At 70.4% G+C, this 26,814-nt stretch carries 19 protein-coding genes, 1 other RNA gene and 2 pseudogenes; 17 read left to right on the top strand and 5 right to left on the bottom strand.

Annotation, left to right across the window (positions count from 1 at the left end):
- Positions 1-57: 57 nt before the first annotated feature.
- Both ACYVGD_RS00470 and ssrA read left to right on the top strand, forming a co-directional pair.
- A complete protein-coding gene (locus ACYVGD_RS00470; RefSeq protein ID WP_460740996.1) occupies positions 58-780 on the top strand; it encodes a DUF1707 domain-containing protein in 723 nt (240 codons plus the stop codon).
- Positions 781-853: 73 nt separating this feature from the next.
- Positions 854-1,221: a transfer-messenger RNA gene (gene ssrA / locus ACYVGD_RS00465) on the top strand.
- A 71-nt stretch (positions 1,222-1,292) separates the two neighbouring features.
- Here ssrA and ACYVGD_RS00460 read toward each other — a convergent pair.
- Positions 1,293-1,574 (bottom strand): annotated as a pseudogene (locus tag ACYVGD_RS00460) (IS30 family transposase); the annotation flags it as partial.
- Between the two features lies 1 nt (position 1,575).
- Between ACYVGD_RS00460 and ACYVGD_RS00455 the strand changes: the two are divergent.
- Together ACYVGD_RS00455 and ACYVGD_RS00450 are read left to right on the top strand one after the other, a co-directional pair.
- Positions 1,576-2,121 (top strand): annotated as a pseudogene (locus ACYVGD_RS00455) (NADP-dependent phosphogluconate dehydrogenase); the annotation flags it as partial.
- A gap of 48 nt (positions 2,122-2,169) precedes the next feature.
- Positions 2,170-3,195 carry a LacI family DNA-binding transcriptional regulator gene (locus tag ACYVGD_RS00450; RefSeq protein ID WP_460740995.1) on the top strand — a complete coding sequence of 342 codons (1,026 nt, stop codon included), beginning with the start codon at positions 2,170-2,172 and terminating at the stop codon, positions 3,193-3,195.
- A 36-nt stretch (positions 3,196-3,231) separates the two neighbouring features.
- Here ACYVGD_RS00450 and ACYVGD_RS00445 read toward each other — a convergent pair whose 3' ends face one another.
- Positions 3,232-4,533: a lactate racemase domain-containing protein gene (locus ACYVGD_RS00445; protein WP_460740994.1), complete on the bottom strand. Its 1,302-nt coding sequence runs from the start codon at positions 4,531-4,533 to the stop codon at positions 3,232-3,234.
- Positions 4,534-4,655: 122 nt separating this feature from the next.
- On the opposite strand from ACYVGD_RS00445, the gene uxaC reads away from it, so the two are divergent.
- The 6 genes from uxaC (at position 4,656) to ACYVGD_RS00415 (ending at position 14,029) form a co-directional block, all read left to right on the top strand.
- On the top strand, positions 4,656-6,068 hold the full coding sequence (gene uxaC / locus ACYVGD_RS00440; RefSeq protein WP_460740993.1) for a glucuronate isomerase: 1,413 nt from the start codon (positions 4,656-4,658) through the stop codon (positions 6,066-6,068).
- Positions 6,069-6,079: 11 nt separating this feature from the next.
- Complete coding sequence (locus tag ACYVGD_RS00435; RefSeq protein ID WP_460740992.1) at positions 6,080-7,402, top strand: mannitol dehydrogenase family protein; 1,323 nt, start codon at positions 6,080-6,082, stop codon at positions 7,400-7,402.
- A gap of 46 nt (positions 7,403-7,448) precedes the next feature.
- Positions 7,449-8,522: a sugar kinase gene (locus ACYVGD_RS00430; protein ID WP_460740991.1), complete on the top strand. Its 1,074-nt coding sequence runs from the start codon at positions 7,449-7,451 to the stop codon at positions 8,520-8,522.
- Between the two features lie 278 nt (positions 8,523-8,800).
- A complete protein-coding gene (locus tag ACYVGD_RS00425; protein ID WP_460740990.1) occupies positions 8,801-10,042 on the top strand; it encodes a winged helix-turn-helix domain-containing protein in 1,242 nt (413 codons plus the stop codon).
- Between the two features lie 229 nt (positions 10,043-10,271).
- Positions 10,272-13,085, top strand: a complete 2,814-nt coding sequence (secA, locus tag ACYVGD_RS00420; protein WP_460740989.1) for a preprotein translocase subunit SecA — start codon at positions 10,272-10,274, stop codon at positions 13,083-13,085.
- Between the two features lie 29 nt (positions 13,086-13,114).
- Complete coding sequence (locus ACYVGD_RS00415; protein WP_460740988.1) at positions 13,115-14,029, top strand: polysaccharide deacetylase family protein; 915 nt, start codon at positions 13,115-13,117, stop codon at positions 14,027-14,029.
- Here the strand turns inward: ACYVGD_RS00415 and ACYVGD_RS00410 are convergent.
- Positions 14,011-14,487, bottom strand: coding sequence for an Rv3235 family protein (locus ACYVGD_RS00410; protein WP_460740987.1), 477 nt, complete (start codon positions 14,485-14,487; stop codon positions 14,011-14,013). The two genes, ACYVGD_RS00415 and ACYVGD_RS00410, sit on opposite strands and share 19 nt — an antisense overlap.
- 175 nt (positions 14,488-14,662) lie before the next feature.
- Here ACYVGD_RS00410 and ACYVGD_RS00405 point away from each other — a divergent pair, with 175 nt between their 5' ends.
- Genes ACYVGD_RS00405 through pruA form a run of 4 tightly spaced genes read left to right on the top strand, consistent with a single transcriptional unit; the run spans position 14,663 to position 19,250 of the window.
- On the top strand, positions 14,663-16,264 hold the full coding sequence (locus tag ACYVGD_RS00405; RefSeq protein WP_460740986.1) for a wax ester/triacylglycerol synthase family O-acyltransferase: 1,602 nt from the start codon (positions 14,663-14,665) through the stop codon (positions 16,262-16,264).
- On the top strand, positions 16,261-16,707 hold the full coding sequence (locus ACYVGD_RS00400) for a DUF6912 family protein (RefSeq protein ID WP_460740985.1): 447 nt from the start codon (positions 16,261-16,263) through the stop codon (positions 16,705-16,707). Before ACYVGD_RS00405 ends, ACYVGD_RS00400 begins: the two co-directional genes overlap by 4 nt.
- A gap of 2 nt (positions 16,708-16,709) precedes the next feature.
- Entirely contained in the window at positions 16,710-17,543 is an 834-nt protein-coding gene (ku, locus tag ACYVGD_RS00395; RefSeq protein ID WP_460740984.1) for a non-homologous end joining protein Ku, read from the top strand.
- 48 nt (positions 17,544-17,591) lie between these two features.
- Positions 17,592-19,250 (top strand): L-glutamate gamma-semialdehyde dehydrogenase, encoded by a 1,659-nt coding sequence (pruA, locus tag ACYVGD_RS00390; RefSeq protein ID WP_460740983.1) that lies wholly within the window; start codon positions 17,592-17,594, stop codon positions 19,248-19,250.
- On the opposite strand, the gene ACYVGD_RS00385 is transcribed toward pruA, so the two are convergent.
- Positions 19,247-20,050, bottom strand: coding sequence for a class I SAM-dependent methyltransferase (locus ACYVGD_RS00385; protein WP_460740982.1), 804 nt, complete (start codon positions 20,048-20,050; stop codon positions 19,247-19,249). The genes pruA and ACYVGD_RS00385 overlap by 4 nt on opposite strands.
- A gap of 27 nt (positions 20,051-20,077) precedes the next feature.
- On the opposite strand from ACYVGD_RS00385, the gene ACYVGD_RS00380 reads away from it, so the two are divergent.
- Positions 20,078-20,353 (top strand): hypothetical protein, encoded by a 276-nt coding sequence (locus tag ACYVGD_RS00380; protein WP_460740981.1) that lies wholly within the window; start codon positions 20,078-20,080, stop codon positions 20,351-20,353.
- 67 nt (positions 20,354-20,420) lie between these two features.
- On the opposite strand, the gene ACYVGD_RS00375 is transcribed toward ACYVGD_RS00380, so the two are convergent.
- Complete coding sequence (locus ACYVGD_RS00375) at positions 20,421-20,894, bottom strand: DUF2505 domain-containing protein (RefSeq protein ID WP_460740980.1); 474 nt, start codon at positions 20,892-20,894, stop codon at positions 20,421-20,423.
- Between the two features lie 240 nt (positions 20,895-21,134).
- Here ACYVGD_RS00375 and ACYVGD_RS00370 point away from each other — a divergent pair, with 240 nt between their 5' ends.
- Both ACYVGD_RS00370 and ACYVGD_RS00365 read left to right on the top strand, forming a co-directional pair.
- Entirely contained in the window at positions 21,135-25,916 is a 4,782-nt protein-coding gene (locus tag ACYVGD_RS00370) for an NAD-glutamate dehydrogenase (RefSeq protein WP_460741117.1), read from the top strand.
- A gap of 25 nt (positions 25,917-25,941) precedes the next feature.
- Positions 25,942-26,799, top strand: coding sequence for a PHP domain-containing protein (locus ACYVGD_RS00365; protein WP_460740979.1), 858 nt, complete (start codon positions 25,942-25,944; stop codon positions 26,797-26,799).
- The last annotated feature ends 15 nt before the right edge of the window (positions 26,800-26,814 follow it).

Raw genomic sequence — 26,814 nt, 5'->3', positions numbered from 1 at the left:
GGTCGTTCAGGGGCTCACCCGATGTGCTGGGAGGGCCGGCCGCCGGAGAATGGACCCATGAGCAGCCCCACGTCTTCGCCCCAGAGGTTCGATTCCTACACCAACCCGACGGTGCAGGCGTCTGCGTACGCCGAGCCGGAGACGTACGCGCCCGCGCCGACCCCGGCGCCGGTGTCGAGCGGGGCGACGGCGTACGGCCTTGACATGCTGGTGACGCCGGCGCAGCGCGAGCGCGCGGAGGCGTTCCTGCAGGAGGCGTACGCGGACGGGCGGCTCACCCACGCCGACTTCGAGGTGCGCCTCGACCAGGTGCTCGGCGCGTCGACACGCCGCGACCTCAACCAGGCGTTCTATGGGCTGGTGGCCGTTCCGCCGACCTCGGCGGCGCTCGGTCTGCACCCGGCGTACCGCCCGTCGCTGGTCAACCAGGGTCAGACGGGGCGCACCGGCAAGGCGATGGCGTCGCTGTCGCACTTCTCGGTGTTCTTCCTGTGGATCTTCGGCCCGCTGATGATGTACCTGATCGGCGGCAAGGGCACGTACGCCAAGCGTGAGGCGGCGAAGGCGTTCAACTTCCAGCTGTACTCGTTCGGCGGGCTCGTCGGTCTGGGCGTGCTGGACGCGGTCGGGCCGGGCGACATGGGATGGGCCGTTGCGCTCGGTGGCGTCGCGTGGTTCGTGCTGACTCTCATCGGCGGCGTACGCGCCTCCCAAGGTGAGGACTGGACCAACCCGGTCAACCGCCTGATGCCGTGGAAACCGCTCGACGAGCGCGGCTGACGCGCATGTATAGTGGATCTTCCGGCGGTCAACCGCCCGCTCAGGCGCAGCGGCCCACCGGGACAACTCAAGAGGGGATGATCGGTTTCGACTTGGGGCGCTTGCTCCAGGGGAAGCGGGTCGAGAAGCCACAGTCATCTCGTAAACGTTCTGTGGAAACCAATAAGTGCCAACAACCAGCGCACTGACTTCGCTCTCGCTGCCTGAGCAGTGACCGAAGGGTCAGCCCGGGGTCGCCTTCGCCCCGGTTCCTGGCCTCATTCAGAAGGCTTGCTCTGCTGACCGCGTCCTGGGGTCAGTAGGGGACTTTTTCAGGACTGGGCCCGACTGCAACTCGCCGGCGTGAGTGCAGGGGCCGAGCAGATCGCCCAGCCGGCTGCACCCGGAGAAGCCCTGGTCCACGTTTTGAGGACGCGGGTTCGATTCCCGCCATCTCCACGATCACCTCTGTGAGTACGCGAGGCCCCGACCACCAGGGGTGGATTCTTGCGGTCCTCGCAACACCTGATGGTCTAGGCCGGTAGTAGATCACGCAAACGCTCGGCTGGGTTCGCCCAGTCGAGCGTTTTGCGTGGTCGGCCATTCAACCGTTGCGCGACGAGCTCGAGGTCTTCGGGGCTGTGGAGGCTCAGATCGGTGCCTTTGGGGAAGTACTGGCGCAGGAGCCCGTTGGTGTTCTCGTTGCTTCCGCGTTGCCAAGGACTGTGCGGGTCACAGAAGTACACGTCCATGTCGGTGGCCATCGCGAACGACTTGTGCAACGCCATCTCCGCTCCTTGGTCCCAGGTCAACGACCCTGACCGCACGCTCGCCGACGACGACCGCCAGCAGCTGCTCGACGACGTTCGCCAGGCGCTGTGGGCCTCGAAGGTCGTCGCGTACGCCCAGGGCCTCGACCAGATCCGCACCGCCGCCGAGGCGTACGGCTGGGACATCGACATCGCCGAGGTCGCAAAGATCTGGCGTGCGGGTTGCATCATCCGGGCCCGCCTGCTCGAGCGCATCCGCGGGGAGTACGCCAGCTCCAACCTGACCACGCTGCTCGAGGCGCCGTCGGTGGCCAAGGACCTCGCCGAGGCCCAGGACGGCTGGCGCCGCGTGGTGGGCCGCGCCGTCGCCGCCGGCGTGCCCGTGCCGGGCTTCGCCGCGGCGCTCGGCTATTACGACACGGTGCGGGCCGAACGCCTGCCCGCGTCGCTGGTGCAGGGCCTGCGCGACCACTTCGGTGCCCACACCTACCGTCGTGTGGACGACGAGGGCAGCTACCACATCGAGTGGACCGGTGACCGCTCCGAGACGCGCACCGACGTGGAGCCCGGTCAGGGACGCATGCCTCGCTGATCACGCGTACCAGACCGGCCCCCGGGCCCGCGCCGCTAGTGTGGCCCCATGACCAGGGGCGACGACGCGGACGGCTCGGGGGCCGACCTGACGATCTACGACGTCGCCCGCCACGCGGGGGTGTCGCCGTCGACGGTGAGCCGCGCGCTCTCGCGGCCCGGCCGGGTGTCGTTCGAGACAGCGGAGAAGGTCCGCCGCGCGGCCGGGGAGCTGGGCTACCGCTCGCGGACGCTGCAGCGTGACGTCAGCGGCGACGACGGGCTGATCGTCATGGCGCTCGCCGACATCGGCAACCCGTTCTACGGGCCGTTGGTCAGGGGTGCGCAGCGGGCCGCCGAGGAAGCCGGCCACCACCTGATGCTGATCGACACCCACGGCTCGCCCGAGGTGGAGGAGCGGCTGCTCGAACGGCTCGTCCCGGTCGCGAAGGGCATGATATTGACCTCGGCCCGCATCAACGACGGAGCTGTCCGCCGGCTGGCGAAGCAGCGTCCCGTCGTCGTGCTGAACCGCGTGGTGACCGACGTGCGCTCGATCGTGCCCGACAACGCCCGCGCGGTCCGACGCGCCGCCGAGCTGCTCGGCGAGCTCGGCCACCGGGAGATCACCTGGCTGGCCGGCCCCGAGCTGTCCTGGGCGGCCGGGATGCGCTGGCGCGGAATCGTCGAGGCGGGCCAGGAGCTGTCGCTCAAGGTACGCCGGCTCGGCCCCGCCGACCCGACGATGAAGGGCGGCGCGGAGCTGTTCGCCCAATGGCAGGCCCGCTCGACCAGCGCGGTCATGGCCTACAACGACCTGCTGGCACTGGGGTTCATGGCCCAGGCGCAACGGGCCGGCGTGCGCATCCCCGACGACGTGTCGGTCGTGGGCTTCGACAACATCGTCAACGGTGCCCAGACCACGCCGTCGCTGACGACCCTCGCCGCGCCACTGCCCGCGATGGGCAGCGCGGCCGTGCAGAACCTGCTGAACCCGCCCCGTGAGCCGGGGACGCCGCCCACGGTCCACCTGCCGGTGCGGCTGGTCGTGCGGGGATCCGTCGGGCCGGTGGCGGGCAGCGGGCCACGGACCTGAGTCCCAAGCCCGGGAGGCCCTGCCGCCCGGCTGCTCTCAGGCCCGGCGCAGCCGGTGCAGCACCTCACCGGCGTGGGGCACGACGAGCGTGTCCGGATCGGCCTCGTAGGCGGCCACGACGACCTCGGCGGGGTCGAGGTAGCCGAGGTTGATCCGTTCGCACACCTCCCGCGGGATGCCGGTCGCCAGCGTCACGCGCACCCGGTTCTGCTCGCCGCCCTCGGGCGTCCAGGTGCCCATGCCGCGCAGGTGGGTGGAGTGGGCCAGCACGCCCCAGTGGTGGTCCTTGAACCGGTCCCACTGGCCGACGAAGTAGTCGCGGTTGTGGTAGCCCACCTCGAGGATGTCGGGGTGCATCACCGACACCTCGGTGATGTGCGGGGCGTAGATGATGACCTCGCCGCCGTCGACGACGACGGGCTCGAGCTTGTAGAACCCCTTGGCGCCGGTCCAGATGTCCTCGTATTTGGTCGGCATGATCGACAGGACGCGCTTGACCGGCTCGTCGAGGTAGGTGATGTGGGTCTCGGCCGACACGTCGGCGGCCGCGGCCCAGGCGTCCTCGCACGAGCCGATGGCGACCGCGTGGAGCACGTCCGAGCCCGACGCCACGACGAGGCAGACTGCGCGGCGCTCGGCGGGGATCATGGCGGCGGCCTCGTTGATGAGCGCACGCACGGGGCTGACGCCTCGTGAGCCGATCATCGTGTAGCTCGTGATGAGCGCGCCGACCCAGTGGGACAGGTCGATCAGGTCGGCCCCGGCGACGCCGGGGTAGAAGTACTTGTTGCCGCCGGAGAACCCGACGACCTCGTGCGGGAACACCGGCCCGATCACCAGCGCGACGTCGGCCTCGGCGACGTGGCGGTTGATCTGGACCTCGACGCCCTGGTCGTGGAGCCTGCCACCGGTGAGCTCGGTGACGCGCTCGGCCGTGATCGAGCCGAGCGTCGCGAACGTCGACGGCTCCCAGTGCTCGTGGTTGACCACGGCGAGCCCGGGATAGGTCTGCTCCAGCTCGCCCTCGGCGTACCCGAGCAGGGCCGCGATGGCCGCCTCCGACATCGCCTGGTGGGTGCCGAGCGCGATGACGGCGGTCATCGACGCGACTCGTCCGTGCAGCGCCCGGTGGACGGCGCCCAGCACGAGGGGGAGCGGGCACGACCGCGTCCCGTCCGGGATGACGAGGGCGACCCGCTTGCCGTCCCAGTCCTGCCCGGCCAGCTGCTGGGTGACGAACTCCGCGACCTGGTCCGGGTCGAGGCGCGACTCGGGCCCGCCGAGCATCGCCGCCCGCGTGGGATCGCCGGGTTCGGTGCCGTACGCGTCGTCGTTCATGCCCGTGAGCCTAGCCCCGCCCCGCCGCGGCGGGACAGGGCACGCTCCGCCGGGAGCCGGCGTACGCGACAACATGTGGCAACCCGTGGCAGGCGGCGCACGGGACTGGCGACGATGGGTTCATGGCCAAGCTGGAGCTGCACCCCGACCGCCTGTTCCCCGTCGACGCGGGCGTACGCGATGTCACCCGCCGCCTGTACGCGGAGGTCGCGGACCTGCCGATCATCTCGCCGCACGGGCACGTGCCGCCGGTGTGGCTGGCCGAGGACGTGCCGTTCGGCGACCCGACAGAGCTGCTGATCACGCCCGACCACTACGTGAACCGCCTGCTGCACGCGTCGGGTGTCGGCCTGGCCGACCTCGGCGTCGGCCGCAGCGACATGGACGCGGAGGCCTCCCGCAAGGCGTTCCGCCTGCTGTGCGAGCACTGGTCGGTCTTCCGTGGCACACCGGTGCGCGCGTGGTTCGAGGCGATCCTCGCAGACGCCTTCGGGGTCGACCAGGTGCCTGCCCGGGACACCGCCGACGCGATCTACGACACCATCGCCGCGAAGCTCACGATGCCGCAGTTCCGGCCGCGGGCGCTGTTCGACGCGTTCGGCATCGAGGTGCTGGCGACGACCGACGACCCGTGTGATGACCTGGTCCACCACGCGGCGCTCGCCGCGGACGAGTCGTTCACCGGCCGTGTGCTGCCCACGTTCCGCCCCGACCGCTACCTGGAGCCGGCTCGTGCCGACTGGGTCGACCTCGTCGACCGGCTGGGCGAGGTCGCCGGGCAGGACACGGGAACGCTCGCTGGCTGGGTGGCGGCTATGGAGTCCCGCCGCGCGTACTTCCGCGACCACGGCGCCGTGTCGGCCGACCACTCGCACGCCGACCCCGGCGCCGAGCGGCTGCCGGCCGACGAGGCCGAGCGCCTGTACGCGGCCTTCCGTACCGGGGCCCAGACCCAGCCGGGCGACGCGGCCCGCCTGCGTAGGCACCTGGTGTTCGAGATGGCGCGGATGTCGGCGGACGACGGGCTGGTCATGACGCTCCACCCGGCGGTGCACCGCAACCACCACCGGCCGACGTTCGAGAAGTTCGGCGCCGACGTGGGCTGCGACATCCCCGTGTCGGTGGAGTGGACCAACAACCTGGCGCCGATGCTGAACGCGTTCGGCACGAACCCGCGGTTCCAGCTCGTCCTGTTCACCCTCGACGAGACGACGTTCTCCCGCGAGATCGGCCCGCTGGCCGGCTTCTATCCGAGCGTGTACGCCGGGGTCCCGTGGTGGTTCATCGACGCCCCGGAGGCGATCCGCCGCTATCGCGCCGCGATCACCGAGAGCGCCGGGTTCTCGCGCACGTCGGGGTTCATCGACGACACGCGCGCGTTCTGCTCCATCCCCGCCCGCCACGACATGTCCCGCCGCCTCGACGCCGGGTTCTTGGCCCAGCTCGTCGTCGAGCACCGGCTCACCGAGGACGAGGCGGCCGAGACGCTGCACGACCTCGTGACCGTCAACCCCCGCCGCGCCTTCCGCCTGTGAGAGGTGAACCCGTGACCGAAACCCGCCCGACCGAGACTCCGCGCCGGACCGAGGCCCCGCGCCTGTCCCGTGCCCTCGACGGCATGCCGTCCGCCGCGCCGGTGCGCATCATCCACATGGGCGTCGGCAACTTCCACCGCGCCCATCAGGCCTGGTACACCCACCGCGCCCCCGACGCCGACCGGTGGGGGATCGCCGGGTTCACCGGACGCTCGGCGGCGATGTCCGACGCCCTCACTCCCCAGGACGGGCTCTACACGCTGGTGACGCGCGCGGCCGACGGCGACTCGTTCGAGGTCGTCGGCTCGATCGTGGAGGTCCACCCGGCCGCCGACGAGGACGCGTTGCTCGCACGATTCGCAGACCCGCAGGTGGCCGTCGTGACGGCGACGGTGACTGAGCAGGGCTGGCTGGGCGGCGCGACGCCGCAGCGCATCGCGAAGGGGCTCGCCGCCCGCCGCGGCGCCGGGGCCGGGCCGATCACGATCCTGCCGTGCGACAACCTGCCGGAGAACGGTCGCGTCGCCCACGACACCGTCCTCGCGGCGATCGACGACCCCGGGCTCGCGGCCTGGGTCGAGCAGAACGTCGACTTCGCCACCTCCATGGTCGACCGCATCACCCCGGCGACGACCGACGAGCTCGTTTCGCTCGTCGAGGACGCCACCGGCGTCCGTGATGTCGCGCCGGTCCCGACCGAGACGTTCTCTGAGTGGGTCGTCGCCGGCCGCTTCCCCGCGGGTCGCCCCGCCTGGGAGAAGGCGGGGGTGACGATGGTCGAGGACGTCGAGCCGTACGAGCAGCGCAAGCTGCGCCTGCTCAACGGGGCCCACTCGCTGTTGGCGTACGCGGGGTCGGTGCTCGGCCACACCACGGTCGACCAGGCGGTCACCGACCCGCGCTGCCGCGCCTGGGTCGAAGCCCTGTGGGACGAGAACTGCCGCCACCTGACGCTGCCCGCCGACCACCTCGCCGACTACCGCGCCGCGCTGGTGGAGCGCTGGGAGAACCCGCGCGTCGGCCACCTGCTCGCCCAGATCGCCGCCGACGGCTCGGCGAAGATCCCCGTACGCGTCCTCCCGGCCCTGCGTGCCGAGCGTGCGGCCGGGCGTACGCCTGCCGGCTGCGCCATGGCCGTCGCCGCCTGGACCTGCCACTTGCGTGGGCTCGGTGCGCCCCTGAAGGATGCCGACGCGGGCCCGTTCGTCGACGCCGCCCGGGGCGACGAAACCTCCGCCGCGCCCGGCGTCCTGACCCTTCTCGACCCCGACCTGGGCGCCGACGACGAGCTCGTCGCCCTCGTCGCCCGCTCCATGGCCGAACTCACGGCCTGACCGACCTCACCCGCTACACCCGCACGAAGACAGGAACACACGAACCATGGAACTCCGCACCGACGCCCGGTGGGCACTCGTCGTCCCCACCAGCATGGGCATCCGCATCACGCCCGAGAACGGTCAGGGCGTCCACGTCAGTGACCGCTACCTCATGACGGCCACCTCGGCCGAATCGAACGTGGCCTCGATCGCCTCCCACCTGGGGCTGCCCACGAAGGTGCTCACGAACTTCGTCGCGGGGTCGCCGATCAGCCAGTTCATCAAGGCCGACCTGCGCAAGCGCGGCATGGCGTACGAGGGTCCCGACGTGCCCCAGGGCGATGCCTGGGGATACCGGCACCAGTTCAACATCGCCGACTCCGGCTACGGCCAGCGCGGCCCGCGCGTGTGGAACGACCGCGCCGGCGAGGTCGGCCGTGAGCTGTCGGTCGACGACTTCGACCTCGACCGCCTGTTCGGCACCGAGGGCGTGAAGATCCTGCACCTGTCCGGCCTGATCGCGGCCATCAGCCCCAAGACGAGCCAGTTCTGCGTCCAGCTCGCGAAGGCCGCCAAGGCGCACGGCACCGTCGTGTCGATGGACATGAACTACCGCGCGTCCTTCTGGAAGGGCCGCGAGGAGGAGCTGCGCGCCGCGTTCCACGAGATCGCCGGGCTCTGCGACATCCTCATCGGCAACGAGGAGGACTTCCAGCTGTGTCTCGGCATCGAGGGCCCGGAGGCCGGCGGCGAGGGGCTCGAGGCCAAGATCGACGGCTTCAAGCAGATGATGGGCCGCCTGAAGCAGGCCTATCCGAACGCGCAGTTCCGCGCGACCACCCTGCGCGAGGTCGTGTCGGTCAACCTCCACAAGTGGGGCATGATCGTCAACGCCGGTGACGAGTTCTTCGTGGCCAACCCGCGCGAGATCGGCGTGCTCGACCGCGTGGGCGGCGGCGATGGCTCCGTGGGCGGCCTGCTCTACGGCATCCTCCAGGGCTGGGAGCCCGAGCGGTGCATGCAGTTCGGCTGGGCGACCGGCGCGCTGGCGGCCACCTCGCTGACCGACTACGCCGCTCCCGCCGACGAGGAGCAGGTCTGGAGCATCTGGAAGGGCAACGCGCGCGTCAAGCGCTGATCACACCTCGACCTCGGCGCACCCCGTGGGCCCGGCCCGCGGGGTGCGTTCGTCTCACAGCACCGAACGAGACGACACACCCATGGACGTCAAGCATTCCGTCACCCGCCTCGCCCCCGCCACCGCGATGGCTTCCGTCGCTGGTCCCGGTCGGCACGGGCTACGTCGACCTCACGAAGGCGCGCACGGACCCCGGGTCCCGCCGCGCGACTGGGACGCGGTGGTGGCGTACGCCCGCCCCGACACCGCCACCTGGGTGTGACCGATAGCGTGCTCCCATGAGCTCGCCTCTGCGGCTGTCCGCGCCCGCCGCCCGCCGCATCGCGATCGCCGCCCAGGGCCTGGACCGCCCCCGGCTCGGGCGCCCCGCGACCATGCGTGACGTGCAGCGCGTCATCGACCGGCTGGCGCAGTTCCAGATCGACTCGATCAACGTGGTGGCGCGTGCCCACTACCTGCCGCTGTACTCGCGGCTCGGGCCCTACGACACCGCGCTGCTGGAGCGGGCGTACGGGCGGGCGCCGCGGCGCCTCTTCGAGTACTGGGGCCACGCCGCGAGCCTCGTCGACGTCACGCTGCAGCCCGCGCTGCGGTTCCGCATGGCGGCGGCCCGCGACGAGGCGTGGGGCAGGATGCAGCGCATCGCCGCCGAGAAGCCGGACCTCGTCGCCCGCGTGCGTGGGCTCGTGGCCGACCACGCGCCCCTGTCCTCGCGAGAGATGGAGGCCCTGCTCGACGAACCGGAGGAACGGGCGCGCGAGCACTGGGGATGGAACTGGTCCGACACCAAGACCGCGATGGAGTTCCTGTTCTGGGCCGGGGAGATCACCTCGGCGGGGCGCAACCGTCAGTTCGAGCGGCGCTTCGACCTGCCCGGTCGTGTGCTGCCCCCGGCGGTGGTCGGGGCGCCGACGCCTACGGATGCCGAGGCCCATCTGGCGCTCGTACGCCGGGCCGCGGCGGCGCTGGGGGTCGCCTCGGTGGGCTGCCTGGCCGACTACTTCCGGCTGCCGCGGGGCGCCGCCCGCGCTGCGGTCGCGACGCTGGTCGGGACGGGCGAGCTGCTGCCCGCCACGGTCGCGGGCTGGGGGAAGCCGGCGTACCTCTGGCACGCGGCGCGGCGACCGCGCAGGGTCCGGGCCCGGGCACTGCTCAGCCCGTTCGACTCGATGGTGTTCGAGCGGGCGCGGCTGCGGGCGTTGTTCGGGTTCGACTACACGATCGAGATCTACGTCCCCGAGGCGAAGCGGCGCCACGGCTACTACGTCTACCCGTTCCTGCTGGGGGAGCGGTTCGCAGCACGCGTCGACCTGAAGGCCGACCGGGCGTCAGACGCCCTGGTGGTGAAGGCCGCCTGGGCGGAGCCGGGGTTGGACGTGGTCCACGTCGCCGCCGAGCTCATGGCCGAGCTCGACGAGCTGAGGTCGTGGCTCGGCCTGGCGCGCATCGAGGTCGTCGACCGGGGCGACCTGGCCCCCGCGCTGGTCCCGGTCGGCGGCAGCCGCGGCCGGGTCTGGTGACTCCCTCCGCCTCCCGGCACTGAGTCCCGCTGCGGCCCCGAGAGCCGGAGCAGGCACGCGTCCCCCCGTCGTGTGCCTGCTCCGCCCAATTCCCCGCCGTCACCGGATTGCCCGTCGGCGTCCCGCGCTCAGCCCCTTCGCCCGGTTGCCCCCGACCCACTAGGCTGGGGAAGGATGTCCCCGCACAGGGATGCCTACACCGACTCAGAACTCAGGGAGACAAGGTCTCGTGGCTGTAATTGACAAGTTGCTCCGCATGGGCGAGGGCAAGATCCTCCGGCGCCTCACGAAGGTCGCTGACAAGGTCAACCACATCGAGCCCGACTTCGAGGCGATGACCGACGAGGAGCTGCGCGCCCAGACCGACGAGTTCAAGCAGCGGCTCGAGGACGGCGAGACGCTCGACGACATCATGCCCGAGGCGTTCGCCACGGTGCGCGAGGCCGCGCGCCGGGTGCTCGGCAAGCGCCACTTCGACGTCCAGCTCGAGGGCGGTGCGGCGCTCCACTGGGGCAACATCGCAGAGATGAAGACCGGTGAGGGCAAGACTCTGGTCGGCACGCTGCCGGCCTACCTCAACGCGCTGACCGGTAAGGGCGTCCACGTCGTCACGGTCAACGACTACCTCGCAGAGACCCAGTCGGAGCAGATGGGCCGTGTCCACCAGTTCCTGGGCCTCACCGTCGGCTGCATCCTGGCCAACATGACCCCGGCCCAGCGCCGCGAGGCGTACGCGTGCGACATCACCTACGGCACCAACAACGAGTTCGGTTTCGACTACCTGCGCGACAACATGGCGCTCTCGGTCGACGAGTGCGTCCAGCGCGGCCACCACTACGCCATCGTCGACGAGGTCGACTCAATCCTCATCGACGAGGCGCGTACCCCGCTGATCATCTCGGGCCCCGCCGAGGACACCCACGAGTGGTATCCGGAGTTCGCCAAGATCGTCACCCGCATGAAGCGCGACCGTGACTACGAGGTCGACGAGAAGAAGAAGACGATCTCGATCCTCGAGCCCGGCATCGAGGTCGTGGAAGACCGGCTCGGCATCGAGAACCTCTACGAGTCGGCCAACACTCCGCTGATCTCCTACCTGAACAACGCGATCAAGGCCAAGGAGCTGTTCAAGCTCGACCGCGACTACGTCGTCATCGACGGCGAGGTCCTCATCGTCGACGAGCACACGGGGCGTACGCTCCACGGCCGCCGCTACAACGAGGGGCTCCACCAGGCCATCGAGGCCAAGGAGAACGTGGAGATCAAGGACGAATACCAGACGCTGGCCACCGTCACCCTCCAGAACTTCTTCCGCATGTACGACAAGCTCGCCGGCATGACGGGCACGGCCAAGACCGAGGAGTCGGAGTTCCAGAAGATCTACGGCCTCTCGGTGGTTCCGATCCGCACCAACCGGCCGATGATCCGCAAGGACAACAAGGACCTCATCTATCGCACCGAGGAGGCGAAGTTCAACGCGATCATCGCTGACGTCGCCGAACGGCACGAGCAGGGCCAGCCGGTCCTGATCGGCACCGCGTCCGTCGCGAAGTCAGAGGTGCTGTCGACGATGCTCACCAAGGCCGGCGTCAAGCATGAGGTCCTCAACGCGAAGAACCACGCGCGCGAGGCCGCGATCGTAGCCCAGGCCGGCCGCAAGGGTGCGGTCACCGTCGCCACCAACATGGCCGGCCGAGGCACCGACATCATCCTCGGCGGCAACGCCGAGTTCATGGCCGACCTGAAGCTGAAGTCCGAAGGCCTCGACCCGCTCGAGAACGCCGACGAATACCAGGCGCGCTGGCAGGAGACCCTCGACGCGATCGAGGTGTCCACCAAGGCCGAGCACGAGGAGGTCACCGAGATCGGCGGCCTCTACGTAGTCGGCTCCGAGCGCCACGAGTCGCGCCGCATCGACAACCAGCTCCGTGGTCGTTCCGGCCGTCAGGGCGACCCGGGCGAGTCGCGCTTCTACCTGTCGCTCGGCGACGACCTGATGCGCCTGTTCAAGTCCGACATCGTCGAGTGGGTGCTCAACGCGCTCAACATCCCCGACGACCAGCCCATCGAGGACAAGCGCGTCTCCAACTCGATCGCGTCGGCCCAGAAGCAGGTCGAGTCGCAGAACTTCGAGATGCGCAAGAACGTCCTCAAGTACGACGACGTGATGAACCGCCAGCGCCACGTCATCTACGCCGACCGCCGCAAGGTGCTCGAGGGTGCCGACCTCGAGGAGCAGCTGCGCGCCACCACCGACGACGTCGTCAAGGCGTACGTGCTCGAGAACACCCAGGGGTTCGCCGAGGACTGGGACCTCGACAAGCTGTGGGCCGACATGAAGACGCTCTACCCGGTCACGCTCGACATCGAGGACTACCTCGACACCGAGGTCGACCAGCAGCAGTTGATCGACGACTTCCAGGACGACGCCCAGAAGGCCTACGGCGCCCGTGAGGAGGCCATCGGCGCGGAGGGCATGCGTGATCTCGAGCGCCAGGTCCTCCTAACGGTCCTCGACCGCAAATGGCGCGAGCACCTCTACGAGATGGACTACCTGCGCGAGGGCATCGGTCTGCGTGCCATGGCCCAGCGCGACCCGCTCGTGGAATACCAGCGCGAGGGCGGCGACATGTTCAACGCCATGCGCGACGCGTTCTTCGAGGAGGTCGTGGGCTTCATCTTCCAGGTGGAGGTCCAGGTCCCGGAGGTCCAGCAGCAGACTCTGGCCGGCGGCCAAGAGTTCGACGCCGACGCCCTGCAGTCGATGCTCGCCGGCCAGTCCGAGGACACCAGCGAGCCGACCAGCGAGGAGCTCGCCGCCCGCGACGAGGCCACGGAGAAGCCGAAGGTACAGGTCAAGGGCGCCGAGGAGCGCCGCGCGCGCAAGCTCACCTACAGCGCCCCGGGCGAGGACGGCAACGCCCAGCAGCACTCCGACGGCGAGTCGTCCGACGACGACGTGTACGCGGGGGTCGGTCGCAACCAGCCCTGCCCGTGCGGGTCGGGCAGGAAATTCAAGGCTTGCCACGGCAAGAACCGCTGACTCGGACGGCTGACACATACCATGTCGGCGTGACCACCCCTCGCATCGTCCTCCCCGTGGCCGCGAGCATCCTGCTCGCGGCCACGGCATGTTCCTCCGACAAGGGTCAGGTGGCGGCGCCGGCCGTCCCGGCGCCCCCTCCCGCGGTGACCTCCGCGCCGGCCCCGACCACGCCGCCGGCGCCGAGCCCGACGGAGGCACCCACGCCGTCCCGGGGCCCGTCGACGCCCGCGAAGAAGGCCCCATCGACCCCGGCGAAGGCTCCCGCCAGCCCCTCGAAGGAGTCTGGGGCGCCGAAGGCGAACGCCCCCCAACCCGCCCCGGGGGCCGCTGTGGACTGTCGTGCGGTGAAGTGCGTGGCGTTGACCTTCGACGACGGGCCCGGCAAGGACACCCCCAAGGTGCTCGAGGCGCTGAGTTCGCGTGGCGCGGTCGCGACCTTCTTCATGCAGGGGCCCTCGCTCAAGGCCTACCCCGACATCGCCAAGCAGGTCGGTGCGACGCCGGGCATGGAGCTCGGCGACCACTCGTGGACCCATCCCCAGCTCACGGGCTTGGGCCGTGACGGCGCCGAGAAGCAGATGCGCCAGACCCACGACAAGATCAAGGAGCTGACGGGCAAGGACGTCTCCGTCATGCGGCCCCCGTACGGCGCGCGCAACGCGTCGGTCGACGCCGCCGCCAAGGCCGTCGGCGAGTCGGTCATCCTGTGGGACGTCGACACCATGGACTGGAAGTCGCGCAACGCGTCGGCCGTTCGCGCCGAGGTGAAGAAGCAGGTCAGGCCCGGCTCGATCGTCCTCATGCACGACATCCACGCCTCGACGGTGGCCGCCGTCCCCAACGTCGTCGACGACCTGAAGGCCGAGGGCTACGTGTTCGTCACCGTGAGCCAGCTCCTGGGCGGCACGACCCCGGGCAAGGTCTACACCCGGTTTGGCTGACCGCGCCGGCCGCCGATCTCCGCGACCGTGCACACCCATCGCCCTCGACGTGCCTCCATGCGTACGGCCAGCGCGATGCTGCGTCCGCCCGGGTTCTGCAGGCGTACGCAGGCCTCGACCACGCCCGGCCGGGTGCGCTGGGCGCGCAGGCTGCGGACGGTCCAGGGAGTTCGGGGGTCCTGGGCGGCGGCCCAGCGGCACAGCGTCGCGTGGGCGTTGGGCAGCACCAGCCCGCGCAGCTGCTCGGCGGTGCGGCGGCGTGCGGCGAGGTCCGCCACGGCCCGCGCCGCCACCACGACAGCACGCGACGCCTCCGCGGGGACGTCGTCGTCGCCGAGGAGGTCGACCGGGCGGGGTTCGGGCAGGGGGAGCGGGACGAGCCCCAGCGGTTCGTCGGGCACGGGGGTCAGCAGCCGCCGGGCAGGCGGGCGGTGATCGGGGATGGCGGTGATCGACATGCCGCCAGCGTGCCCGCGCGGCCGGACGTGTGCCGACGAGGGCCTCGCGCGCACGCGGAATTGTGGACAACCTCGCGGGCGTGTTCCATCCTGCGGTGCGACCCGGGGATGAGACCGTGGCCGCGCCCGGACCGCTGGGCTACCGTGGAGTCACGTCGTCAAGGAGGAGGGCCCAATGCCTGACCGTCTGAGCGCACGCGAGGTCGCGATGCTCGCGGGGGACACGCTGCACACGCCCGCACACGTCGGCACGGTGGCGATCTTCGAGGCGTCGGACGACTTCGACTACGAGGCCCTCGTCTCGCTGATCAGCGACCGTCTCGACTTCGTGCCGCGCTACCGGATGCGCGTACGCCAGGTCCCGGGGGCGCTGGCTGCCCCCGTCTGGGTCGAGGACGAGGACTTCGACCTCACCTACCACGTACGTCGTTCCGCGCTCCCGCGGCCGGGCACGATGGAACAGTTGCGCGAGTTCGTGGGGCGCGTGATGGCTCGCCGTCTGGACCGTGGCCGCCCGCTGTGGGAGTGCTATCTGGTCGAGGGGCTCGCCTCCGAGGCCGGCGACGGCACCACGCGCTTCGCCATCGTCACCAAGAGCCACGAGTGCCTCGTCGACGGGATCGACGGCGTCGACCTGGGCCAGGTCCTGCTCGACAAGTCGCCCGAGTCTCCCTACGACCACGACGTCGACGACGTCAGGCCGCGCTGGGAACCCGTGCCCGAGCCGCGCCCGGTCGACCTGCTCATGGGGGCCATCGCCGAGGGCATGGGAGACAGCACGGCCCTCATCGAGTCGGTCCGCCGCGGCGTCACCGGAGTGCTCGGCACCGCCGTCGCGGTCGGTGAGGCGATTGGCGGGATCGGCGGCGCGCTCGGTCAGCTCGCGGGGACCGCGCTGCGCGGCGGGGGCCGGGCCAGCGACGACAGCCCGCTGGCCGGGACGCCGTCGGAGCAGCGTCGGTTCGCGACCGTCGAGCTCGACCTCGAGGAGCTGCGGAGCCTGCGCATGGACGAGCGCTACACCGTCAACGACGTGGTTCTCGCGCTGGTCGCAGGGGGCCTCCGCTCGTGGCTCGCCACCCGCGGCGAGACGATGCGACGCGGTGAGCTCCTGGCCATGGTGCCCATGGGCGTCACCGAAGACGACGACGAGCCCACCTCGCTCGGCGCCCACGTCGAACCCCACCTGATCGCCCTGCCCGTCAACGAGTCGAACGCGATGATGCGGCTCCACCAGGTCTCGTTCGGGACCAGGGCACACCTCGACACCGGCCGCGCGGTGGGGGCCCGCGCCCTCAGTCAGATCGCCGGTTTCGCGCCGACGACGCTCCACTCGCTCGGGGCGCGCGTGTCGGGCATGGTTGTACGCCGCTCCCACGACCTGCTCATCACCAATGCGCCCGGGCCGCAGCATCCGCTCTACGTGGCCGACGCGCGCATGGTCGCCAGCTATCCGATGCTGCCACTGGCCCCCGGCCAGCTGCTGGCCATCGGCATCACTTCCTACGACGGCAAGGTCTGCTTCGGGTTCACCGGCGACCGCGACGCGCTCAGCGACCTCGACGTGCTCGCCCAGTGTGTCGTCGACGCCCGCGACGAGCTGGTCCAGACCGAGGCCCTCGCCGCGGCCTCGCAGGCCCCGACCCGGCCGGCGAAGAAGGTGGCCCCCAGGAGGACGCCCGCGAAGAAGCGGCCCCCGGCCAAGCGCGCGCCGCGGCGTACGCCCGCCGAGGCGCCCGTCGTCCCCACCGTGCCCACCGAGGAGGAGAACGCGTGAAGCCCCTGGTCTTCGTGCCGCTGTCCGCCGACGAGCTCCGTGCGCTGGTCGCGTCCGGGACCGCCGATGTCACCGAGGCGTACGCCGCAGACCCCGCGCTGTACCGGGCGTACGGGTTCGACCCGGCCGAGGACGAGGAGGCCGAGCACACAGCGCAGGTCCTCGCCTCGCTGGCCTGCGTACGCCGTGGTCTGCCGCGGCTCGTCGTGACGGCCGAGATCGACCGGCTCCCGGAGCCGGGGGAGCGGCCCGGCGTCGTACGCCTGACCCGACTCGCTTGGCGTGATGCGACCTCGCTGTTCGTCGACGACCCCGAAGACCTGCCCGACGACGCCACCCTCGCCCAAGCGGCCGACGGTGAACTCTCGGCGTTGGATCCTTATCCCCTGCTGTGGTTCGCGCCGTCGGAGGCCGGGCCCGTCCTCGACCTGTTGGGAGACTGACGATGCCTCGTTCGACCTGGAAGGGCGCGATCTCGTTCGGCCTGGTGACCATCCCGGTCAAGATGTATTCGGCGACCGAGGAGAAGGACATCTCCTTCCGCCAGGTGCACCCCGCCGACGGCGGCCGTATCAAGTACAAGCGGGTCTGCGACAAGTGCGACAAGGAGATCCCGTACGCGGAGATCGCCAAGGGCTACGAGACCGCCGACGGGCGCATGGCGATCCTCGAGAAGTCCGACTTCGACAATCTCCCGCTCGCCACCACCAAGGCCGTCGAGGTCGTCCAATTCGTCGAGGACGACGCCGTCGACCCCACCTACTTCAACAAGACCTACTTCCTCGAGGCCGATGGGCCGGGTGTGAAGCCCTACGTGCTGCTGCGCGACGCGCTGCGAAAGAGCGAGCGGTCGGCCGTCGTCAAGGTCGCCCTGCGCTCGCGCGAGAACCTCGCGCTCATCCGCGTCAAGGACGACCAGCTCCTGCTCCACACGATGCTGTGGCCCGACGAGATCCGCGACGGCGCGTTCGCCGCGCCGCCGGCCGACGTCACGGTGTCTGACGCCGAGGTGACCATGGCCCAGTCGTTCATCGACGCGCTCGCGGGCGAGTTCCAGCCGGAGGAATACACCGACTCCTACCGTGAGGCTCTGGAGGAGGTCGTTCAGGCCAAGCTGGCCGGCACCACCATCGAGGCGACCGAGGCGCCCAAGCAGGAGGCCGAGGTCGTCGACCTCGTCGCCGCGCTCCGCGCATCGGTCGAGGCCGCCAAGAAGCGCCGCGAGGAGAACGCCGACGCGGCCGAGGCCAAGCCCGCCAAGAAGTCGAAGGCCGGCTGAGGCGCACCCCCGTCCGGGTGTGTCGGAGGCGGAGACTAGCCTCGGTGTGTGGATAGCTACAGCCTCGTACCCCAGCCCGTCAACGAACCCGTGCTCGGCTACGCGCCGGGCTCTCCCGAGCGCGAGGAACTGACCGCCGAGCTCGAGCGGCAGTACGCGCAGGGCGCCATCGAGCTCCCCGCCCGCATCGGCGGGCAGTCGCGGATGCCCGGCGGCGAGTCCTTCGACGTCACGATGCCCTCGGAGCACGCGCACGTCCTCGGCACCAGCGCCGAGTCGACCCCGCAGGACGCCCAGGACGCCATCGACGCCGCCCTCGCCGCCAAGGAGGCGTGGGCCAGCCTCGACTTCGCCGAGCGCGCCGCGATCTTCCTCCGCGCCGCCGACCTGCTGTCGGGCCCGTGGCGTGCGAAGCTCAACGCCGCCACCATGCTGGGCCAGGCCAAGACCGTGCAGCAGGCCGAGATCGACTCCGCCTGCGAGCTCATCGACTTCCTGCGCTTCAACGTCGGATTCGCCGAGCAGCTGCTGGAGAACCAGCCCGAGAGCTCGCCCGGCGTGTGGAACCGCACCGACTACCGCCCGCTCGAGGGCTTCGTCTACGCCATCACGCCGTTCAACTTCACGGCCATCGCCGGCAACCTGCCCATTGCCCCCGCGCTCATGGGCAACGTCGTCATCTGGAAGCCGTCGACCACCCAGCAGTACGCCGCCCACCACACCATGGAGCTCCTGCGCGCCGCAGGCCTCCCCGACGGCGTCATCAACCTCCTGCCCGGCCACGGCAAAGACATCTCCTCGGTCGCTCTCACCCACCGCGAGCTGGCCGGCATCCACTTCACCGGTTCGACCGCCACCTTCCAGATGCTGTGGAAGACCGTCGGCGAGAACCTCGAGAAGTACCGCACGTACCCGCGCCTGGTCGGCGAGACCGGCGGCAAGGACTTCGTGCTGGCTCACCCTTCGGCCGACCCGGAGGTGCTCAAGGTCGCGTTGATGCGCGGCGCGTTCGAGTACTCGGGCCAGAAGTGCTCGGCCGCGAGCCGCGCGTACGTCCCGCGCAGCCTGTGGGACCGCATCAAGGGCGATCTCGCCGCCGAGACCGACGCGATCCGCGTCGGCGACGTGCGTGACCTGTCCAACTTCACCTCGGCCGTCATCGACAAGAAGTCGTTCGACAAGCTCGCCGCCGCCATCGACGCCGCCAAGGACGGCGACGACACCGAGATCATCGCCGGCGGCACCTACGACGACTCCACCGGCTGGTTCGTCCGCCCCACCATCGTCGAGACCACCAACCCTCAGGCCGACGTCATGGTCACCGAATACTTCGGCCCGATCCTCGGCGTCCACGTCTACGACGACGACGCGTTCGACGAGATCCTCGACGTCGTCGACTCGACCTCGCCGTACGCGCTCACCGGGGCGGTCATCTCCCAGGACCGCTACGCCACCGACCGCGCCATGGCGAAGCTCCGCAACGCCGCAGGCAACTTCTACATCAACGACAAGCCGACCGGTGCCGTCGTCGGCCAGCAGCCGTTCGGCGGCGCCCGTGCCTCGGGCACGAACGACAAGGCCGGCTCGATGTGGAACCTCATCCGCTGGGTGAGCCCCCGGTCGATCAAGGAGACGTTCGTGCCGCCGACGGCCATCGACTACCCCCACCAGGGCGTCGAGGACGATGCGGCGGGTCGCCCCGACTAGCGTCTGGCGACGACCTCCCCGTGGAGGATCGACAACCACCCGGCGGGCTCGTCGGCCCAGCGCAGCCACGCGGCGCGGATCTCGTCGAGGTCGGACTGTGTGGCTGCGCCCCGTGCCAGAGCCTCCTCCGCGTAGCGGGAGGCCACGGCGCGGTCGGCCCACAGGGCGCCCCACCAGCGGCGGTCGTCGTCGGTCGAGAAGCACCACGTGCTCGACGAGGGCGTCACGTCGGTGAAGCCCGCTGCGAGTGCCCATCCGAGCAGGTGCCGTCCGGCGTCCGGCTCGGCGCCGTTCGCCCGCGCGAGCTGCTGGTACACGCCGAGCCACGCATCCAGGCCCGGCGACGCCGGGGCCCAGACGAAGCCGTGGTAGTCGGAGTCACGTACCGCCACCAGGCCGCCGGGACGGCAGACCCGCCGCATCTCGCGGAGCGCCCCGACCGGGTCCGTGACGTGCTGGAGCACCTGGTGGGCATGGACGACGTCGAAGGTCCCGTCCTCGAACGGGAGCGCATGGACGTCGCCGACGGCGTACGCCAGGGCGGCCCCGCGACGCCCGGCCTCGGCCCGGCACAGGTCCAGGGCGTCTCCGGTCTGTTCGAGTGCGGTCACCCGCAGGCCGCGTGCGGCGAGGTCGCAGGTCAGCGTGCCGGGACCGCAGCCGACGTCGAGAAGGGTCATGCCCTCGCGCAGGTGGGGCAGGAGGTACGCCGCGCTGTTCTCGGCAGTGCGCCAGCGGTGCGAGCGCAGCACGCTCTCGTGGTGGCCGTGGAGGTATCGCTGCTGGGGCTCGGGCGTCATGGCGGCAGGCTCGCATAGGGTGGGCCCATGGCGATCAGGATCCACTGTGCGGACGAAGCCGGTGCCGAGGACCTCGTCGAGGTGCTGGTCCAGGGCGGCTTCCTGGCGGAGGCCGCGGCGGAGCGGTTCGCGGGCGAGGACGACGACGAGGAGGTCGTCCACGTCGTGACGACCGACGCGCCGCTCGAGGCCGTGACCGAGCTCGTGGGCGACGGCGACGAGTTCGTGGAGGTCTCCGACCCGACGACGGGGACCCGCGCCGGCGTTGCCGCCAACGAGCTGCCGACCGAACCCAAGCGCTAGCGGGGCGGGTACGCGGACACCCGCCCACCCCGACGGGGTGAGCGGGTGTCGTGGGGTCAGGCTGAGATCAGTGTTCGGCGAGCCACTGGTCGCCGACCCTCTGCTCGATCTCCAGGCCCTCGAGGATGGCTGGCGCGGCGGCCTTCTCGATCTTCTTGCCGAGCAGCGGAACCTTCACCGACAGGTCGCCCTGGACGGTCACGGTTGTGCCGCGGCCGCCGGGGGCCAGGGTCACGGTGCCGGGCATGGAGACCGGCTGGCCGGGGACCTTCAGGTCGAGCGTGCCGGTGCGGGAGCCGTCGTCCGAGGCGGGCCCCCAGTTGATGGTCTCGACCACCGTGAGGGTCTTGCCGGCGAACTTCTGCATCTCGGGCGGGTTGGGGAGCTCGCGGGTCGACGTCGTCGTCGCGTCGACGACCTTCACGTCGTGGGAGACGGCTCCGCTGGCCTCGGCCACCTTCACCAGGAACTCCCGGTCGGTGAGCATCTCGAAGACCTTGGTCGGATCAGCAGCGAAATCTGCGGTGGTGGAGATATCCATGCCACAACTATGCCTTACTCCCCGGTAGCCCGGGGCGACACCCCGCCTGTCCATGAGCCCGTCGGGAGGGGCCGTTAGGGTGTGACGAGGTGCACACCGAAGTGCCCTCCGGAGAGGTCCACAAGACCCATGATCCGGACCCGTGACGACACGATCGGAAGCGATGAAGTGACTGGAGTCGATGCCGTGGCAGCGGCGAGCACAACGGCCAAGGAAGACAGGATCGCGGAGGTGGCCCGCATGGGCGCCGAGCTCGCACAGCAGGCGCTGCGGGCCGAGCCGGAGCAGGCGGAGAAATTCGTCTCCCACTACTTCCGCCATGTGGACCCGGCCGACGTGGTCGACCGTGAGTCCCGCGATCTGGTGGGGCTGGTCCACAGCCACTTCGAGGTCGCACGCGTCCGCCCCGGGGCCGAGACCAACGCGAAGGTGTTCCGCCCCACCGCTGAGGCCGACGGTTGGTCCGTGGGACGCCACGTCGTCCAGATCGTCCACGACGACCTGCCGTTCCTCGTCGACACGGTCTCCATGGAGTTGCTGCGCCAGGGCTGGAGCATCCGCGAGATCTTCCACCCCCAGTACGTCGTGCGCCGCGACCAGCAGGGCCGTCTCGAGGCCATCGTCCGCAGCGCCGAGGCGTTCACCGACCCCCGCACCACCCGTGAGTCCTGGATCCATCTCGAGGTCGACCCGCCCGTCGACGGGCGCGATGCCGAGACCGCGAGCCGCGAGCTCGCCGACGGCCTGCGCCGTGTGGTCGACGAGGTCGAGGTGGCCGTCGAGGACTGGCAGCCCATGCGTACGAAGATGGGTGAGACCGTCCGCCTGCTCGAGGCGATGCGCTACGAGATCCCGTTCGACGACAGCGAGCGCCTGGCCACGATCGAGTTCCTCAAGTGGCTGGAGGAGAACCACCTCACGTTCCTGGGCTACCACGAATACGCGCTCGAGGGCAGCGGCGATGACCAGCACTACGTCCCCGTCGAGGGGACCGGTCTGGGCATCCTGCGCGACGGCCACGAGCGCACCCAGCGCTTCGACGCGCTCCCGCCCACCCACGAACGTCCGTCGCTGATGGTCGTCACGAAGGACGACGAGCCGTCGTCGATACACCGCCCGGCCCACATGGACTACATCGGCGTACGCGTCTTCGACCGTGAGGGACGCGTCATCGGGGAGCGCCGCTTCCTGGGGTTGTTCGCCGCGTCCGCCTACACCGAGTCGGTCATGCACATCCCGATGCTGCGGGGGAAGGCGGCCGAGATCCAGCGCCGCTCCGGCTACGATCCCGACTCCCACGGCGCCAAGGCCATCGCCGCGGTCATCGAGTCCTACCCGCGTGACGAGTTGTTCCAGACCAAGGCCGAGGTGCTCTCACCGGTCGTCGAGCAGATCTCCCGCCTGCGCGAGCGACGTCAGGTGCGCGTGTTCGCCCGCCGCGACGGCTACGGCCGCTTCGCCTCGATCTTGGTCTACCTGCCGCGCGACCGCTACAACACCGCGGTCCGCGTGAAGCTGGAGAACCTGTTCCTGGAGCAGCTCGGTGGTGAGTCGGTGGAGTTCCAGGCCCGCGCCAACGAGTCGGTGCTCGCCCGCCTGCACTTTGTCGTACGCATGGCTCCTGGTCAGCGTGTCGGCGAGATCGACGTCCCCGCGCTCGAGCGGGAGGTCGCGAAAGTCACCCGCAGCTGGGACGACGACTTCGCCCGGGTCGTCTCCGACCAGGAGGCCGGCCACCTCGCCCCGCTGGTGCACGCGCTGCCCGAGGGCTACAAGGAGGACTTCGAGGCGCGTCAGGCGGTCATGGACCTCGCCGGCCTCCTTGGGCTCGGCGACCAGAAGGTCATGGACGGGGTTCTGTACGTGCCCGACGACGAGCGCGACGAGGCCGACCTGCGTCTGAAAGTGTTCCGCCGCGGGGCGTCGATGTCGCTGTCGCGCGTGCTGCCCCACCTTACGCGGCTCGGCGTCGATGTCATCGACGAGCGCCCCTACGAGATGGACCTCCCGGGGATCGGCCGCGCCTACGTCTACGACTTCGGCCTGCGCGTACCCGAGGGCGACGACCTGGCTCGCTGGACGCCCGAGGCGCGACGCCGCTTCGGGGAGGCCTTCGAGGCGGCCTACACGGGCAACACCGAGTCCGACGACCTCAACGGCCTCGTCATGGGCGCGGGCCTCGACCACAACCAGGTCGCGTGGCTGCGGACGATCTCGCGCTACCTGCAGCAGGCCGGCTCTACCTACTCGCAGGACTACATCGCCGGCGCGCTGCTAGCGAACGTCGACATCGCCGGCACGCTCGCCCAGCTGTTCGCCGCCAAGCTCGACCCCGGTGCGTTCGCCGAGGCCGACGAGCGGGCCGCCCGCGTCGAGGCGCTGACAGCCTCCATCACGAGTGCGCTCGACGACGTCGCCAGCCTCGATCACGACCGCATCATCCGCATGTTCCTCGACGTCATCGGGGCAACGCTGCGCACGAACGCGTTCCGGACCGACAAGCAGGCCCTGTCGCTCAAGCTCCAGCCGCGCGACCTGCCCTTCCTGCCCGAGCCGCGGCCCGCGTACGAGATCTTCGTGTGCTCGCCGCGCGTCGAGGGAGTCCACTTCCGCTTCGGGTCCGTCGCCCGAGGCGGCCTGCGCTGGTCTGACCGGCGTGAGGACTACCGCACCGAGGTGCTTGGCCTGGTGAAGGCCCAGATGGTGAAGAACACCGTCATCGTGCCCGTCGGCGCCAAGGGCGGTTTCTACGCCAAGCAGCTGCCCGACCCGGCCCAGGACCGCAACGCCTGGTTCGAGGAAGGGCGTGAGTCCTACAAGATCTTCATCAACTCGTTGCTCGACGTGACCGACAACATCGTCGACGGCGAGATCGACCCGCCGACCGACGTGCTGCGCTACGACGGCGACGACCCCTACCTCGTGGTGGCGGCCGACAAGGGCACCGCGACGTTCTCCGACACCGCCAACGCGATCTCGACGGGCCGTGGGTTCTGGCTCCAGGACGCGTTCGCCTCGGGTGGCTCGGTGGGCTACGACCACAAAGGCATGGGCATCACGGCCCGCGGTGCGTGGGAGTCGGTCCGGCGTCACTTCCGTGAGATGGGCGTCGACTGCCAGAACGAGGACTTCACCTGCGTGGGCATCGGCGACATGGGCGGCGACGTCTTCGGCAACGGCATGCTGCTGTCGAAGCACATCCGCCTCGTCGGCGCGTTCAACCACCTGCACGTGTTCCTCGACCCCACACCCGATGCGGCCTCGTCGTGGGAGGAGCGCAAGCGCCTGTTCGACCTGCCGCGCTCCACGTGGGACGACTACGACAAGTCGCTGATCTCCTCCGGCGGTGGCGTCTACTCCCGCCAGGCAAAGTCCATCCCCGTCTCCGACGAGGTCCGGGAGGCGCTCGGTCTCGACGAGGGTGTCACCGCCATGGCGCCCAACGACCTGATCTCAGCCATGCTGAAGGCGCCGGTCGACCTGCTGTGGAACGGCGGCATCGGCACCTACGTCAAGGCGTCGACCGAGACCCACACGGAGGTGGGCGACAAGGCCAACGACGTGCTGCGCGTGGACGGCAGCGACCTGCGGGCCCGCGCGGTCGGCGAGGGGGGCAACCTCGGTTGCACACAGCTCGGTCGCATCGAGTACGCCGCCAAGGGCGGCCGCATCAACACCGATTTCATCGACAACTCCGCAGGCGTGGACACCTCCGACCACGAGGTGAACATCAAGATCCTGCTCCAGAACGAGGTCGCCGCCGGCCGGCTGACGCTCGAGGAGCGCAACGAGCTCCTCGGTTCGATGACCGACGACGTGGCTGAACACGTGCTCGCCCACAACTACGACCAGAACCTGACGCTCGCGAACGGCGTGTTCCAGGCAGCGTCCATGGCGGGCGTCCACGAGCGCTGGATGGCCGAGCTCGAGAAGACCGGCCTGCTGGACCGCGACATCGAGTTCATGCCTTCGACCGAGGAGATGCTGCACCGTGTCGCCGAGGGGCGCGGCCTGACGTCGCCGGAGCTGTCGACGCTTCTGGCGTACACGAAGATCTATCTCGAGCAGCAGATCCTCGCCTCGGACCTGCCGGACGACCCCTATCTGGCGGACCGCCTCGTGCAGTACTTCCCGAAGGCGCTTCAGGAGCGGTACGCCGACGTCATGCCGGAGCACCGCCTCCACCGCGAGATCATCACGACCGTCGCGATCAACCGCTACGTGAACTCGTCGGGCATCACCGGCTACTACCGGATGTCGGCCGACACGCAGGCCACCGCGCCCGACGTGATCCGTGCCCAGCTCGCGGCCCGCGCGATCTTCGCGGTCGGCCTGCACGAGGTGCAGACCCAGCGGCTCGACAACCAGATCGACGCCGACGTCCAGACCCGGCTGCGTCTCGAGCTGCGCGACCTGGTCGAGCGCGGCGGCCGGTGGCTGCTGTCGAACCGCACGGCGCCGCTCGACGTGCAGGCCACCATCGACGAGTTCGCCGCCGACGTCGCCGAGCTTAAGGCCCACCTGGGCGAGGTGCTCGAGGGACGTCCGGCCGAGCTCGTCGAGGAGCGGTACGCGAAGCTCGTCGAGGACGGCGTCCCGGACGACCTCGCCCGCGTGGTCGCCGGTGCGCGCCTCCTCTACCAGGGGCTGGGCATCGTGCAGTCGGCCCATGCGCTAGACGCCGACGTGCTGACCGTGGCCCGCGTCCACTTCGCCGTGGCCGACACGCTCGGCATCGACCGGCTGCTGGGCCAGATCAACGGCCTGCCGCGTCAGGACCGCTGGGACTCCATGGCCCGCGCGGCGCTGCGCGACGACCTGCTGCAGGTGCACAACCAGCTCACGAAGGCCGTCCTCGAGGACGGCGGCGACGGCGAGGCGTACACGCGCGTCCAGTCGTGGCTGGAGGACGCGCCGCGCGGTCAGGTGGCGCAGGAGACCATCGCGGGCGTGAGCGAGGGCAGGCCGGAGATCGCGAAGCTGTCGGTGGGGTTGCGTACGGTGCGGTCGCTGCTGTCCTGACGATGTGAACCAGGAGGAAAGTGGCATGAGGATCGACCTGCACACCCATTCGTCGACCTCGGACGGGACCGACAGCCCCGCGGAGGTCGTCCGCGGAGCGCGCGCCGCCGCGCTCGACGTCGTGGCCCTGACCGACCACGACACGTTCGACGGCCTCGCCGAGGCCGTCGCGACGGGACGTGAGGTGGGGGTGCAGGTCGTTCCCGGTCTCGAGATGTCTACGAAGCACCAGGGGCGGTCGGTCCACCTGCTGGCGTACGGCATGGACGTCGACGACCATCCTCTGCGGGCCGAGCTCGACCGGATCCTCGACGGGCGGGACGGGCGGCTGCCGAAGGTGCTGGCGCTGCTCGAGGGGCTCGGCATGCCCCTGAGCGAGGACGAGGTGCGCGTCCAGGCCGGCACCGCGCCGGCGCTGGGCCGTCCCCACATCGCCGATGCGATGATCGCGCGCGGCTACGTCGCCGATCGCAAGGAGGCGTTCGACCGGTTCCTCCACGACGGTGGTCCGGCTCATGTGGAGCGGTACGCGTGCGAGCTGGTCGACGCGATCCCGCTGGTGCGCGCCGCCGGGGGAGTGGCCGTCATCGCCCACCCCTGGGGTCGCGGCTCGGCCGAGGTCCTCACACCCGACGTGCTCACCGGGCTCGTCCGCGACCACGGCCTGGCCGGATTCGAGGTCGACCACAACGACCACGGTCGGCCCGGCGACCACCGCCGCGCCGAGCTCCGCGAGCTCGCCGAGTCGCTCGACTGCCTCGGCACGGGATCGTCCGACTACCACGGGCTCGGCAAGAAGGACCATCCGCTGGGCTGCAACCTCACCTCGCCGGAGACGTTCGCGCGGCTGCGTACGCTGATGGAGGCCGCACGCCGGATGTGAGGCAGACTGGGGCCC

Source organism: Mariniluteicoccus endophyticus, assembly GCF_054780035.1.
The sequence above is the reverse complement of the archived record's forward strand: the minus strand, read 5'-3'. Positions and strand labels throughout refer to the sequence as shown.